This window comes from Angustibacter speluncae (assembly GCF_054777815.1).
Map to the genome: position 1 here is coordinate 18,973 of NZ_BAAHAF010000020.1, position 1,681 is coordinate 20,653.

The 1,681-nt window shown below is 80.5% G+C and carries 1 pseudogene; it reads left to right on the forward strand.

What is annotated here, in order from left to right:
• Window positions 1-1,681: pseudogene (locus ACYVKY_RS02370) on the forward strand (hypothetical protein); the annotation flags it as partial.

Consider the following 1,681-nt stretch of genomic DNA (forward strand, 5'->3'; position numbering starts at 1 on the left):
CCGCCGTCGTCCTCGCGCTCCCCGCGGTGCTCGCCGCCCGGCGCTGGGAGGCGGTGCGGCAGCAGGCGTCCGGACGCCGCCTGGGTGCGGCGCGGGCGGGCGGCGAGCTCGTCGTCGTGGCCGGTGCAGTGCTCGCCCAGTGGCAGCTGCGCCGCCAGGACGGCGGCGCCGCCCTGGTCGTCGGCGGCCTGCTCGGCGGCGGCCTGCTCGGCGGCGCCGACCTCGTCGTGGTGGTTGCGCCGGTGCTCACCGTGCTCGCCGGTGCGCTCGTCGCCGCCCGCCTGGTGGCCCCCGCCGCCGCACTCGTCGCCCGCGCCCTGCGCCGCCGCCGCGACCTGCCCGCGCTGATGGCGGCGTGGCAGACCTCGCGCGCCCCCGGCCCGCACGCCGTCGCCGTGCTGCTGGTCGTGGTGCTCGTCGCCACGGGCGTGCTGCTCGTCGGGTCCGCGGCCACCCGCGAGGCCGAGCTCACCCGGGTCGCCGAGCGGCAGGTGGGCGCCGACCTGCTCGTCGTCACCGACCGCCCGGTCGGTGCGAGCGGCCCGGAGTCGGTGGCGGTCGCCACGGCGCTCGCGGACGCCGACGGCGTCGCCGACGTGCTGGCGTCGCGGGTCGACGAGGCGAGCACGCCCGCGGGCCCGGTCGCGTTCGTGCAGCTCGCCTCGCCGCCGGTCGCGGACCTGCCGCTGTCGGTCGGCGGCGGCCCGGCCGAGGTGACCTGGACGGCGTCGGCCACCGCCTCGTCGACGGTGCCGCCCGCCGTGGTCCTCGGCCCGGGCGAGACCTTCGCACCGGTGCCGCCGCTGGTGCAGGCCCGGGCCGGCGCGCTGTGGCTCTCCGGCAGCGGCTACCCGCTGCGCACCGACCTCGGCGCCGTCGAGGTGCAGACCGTGCTCGACACCGCCGTCGCCTCACCGCCCCTCGTCGCGACCGCGGAGCTGCCGCCGCCGCCCGGGGGCGACGGCGACAGCTGGCAGCTGGTCGCGCTCGACGTCGACCTCGGCCCGTCCGGGCCGGTCGAGGTGCGGGTGCGCGTCGAGGTGACCGGGGTGCGGTTCGGCGAGGGCGACCCCGTCGACGGCTCGGGCGCCGCCTGGGAGACCGGCGCGGGTGCGGGCGTCCTCGCGGACACCCTCCCCGGTCCGCTCCCGGGCGTCGACGTGGTCGTGCCCGCCTTCTCCGGACCCACCGCGCTGCGGCTGCAGCAGGCCTCGGTGCAGGACGCGACGGCGGGACGCCTGCCCGTCCGCGTCACCCCCGGCCTGCTGCGGGCCGCGGGGGCGCAGGTGGGCGGACCGTTGCTGGTGCGGCGCGTCCAGGCCCTGCAGACCGAGGTGACCGCCACCGGCGCGCCCGTCGCCGGCGTCGAGGGCGAGGCGGTGGTGGCCGACCTGCGCACGGTGGCGATGGTCGACCTCGCGGCCGGGCGCGACCCGCGGGCGCCGACCCGCTGGTCAGTGACCCTGGCCGCCGCACCGGGGACGGACGGGCGCGACCCCGGGCCGGCCACCGCCGCCGCCACCTCGACGTCCCTGCCCGTCGAGGTGGTCGACCGCGACCGGCTGCTCGACGACCTGGCCGCCGACCCGGTGAGCGCCCGCGCCGTGCGCACCGGCCTGGCCGGCACGGGCCTGGTGCTGCTGCTCGCCGTCGCCTGGCTGCTCGCGGGCGGCACCGCGCT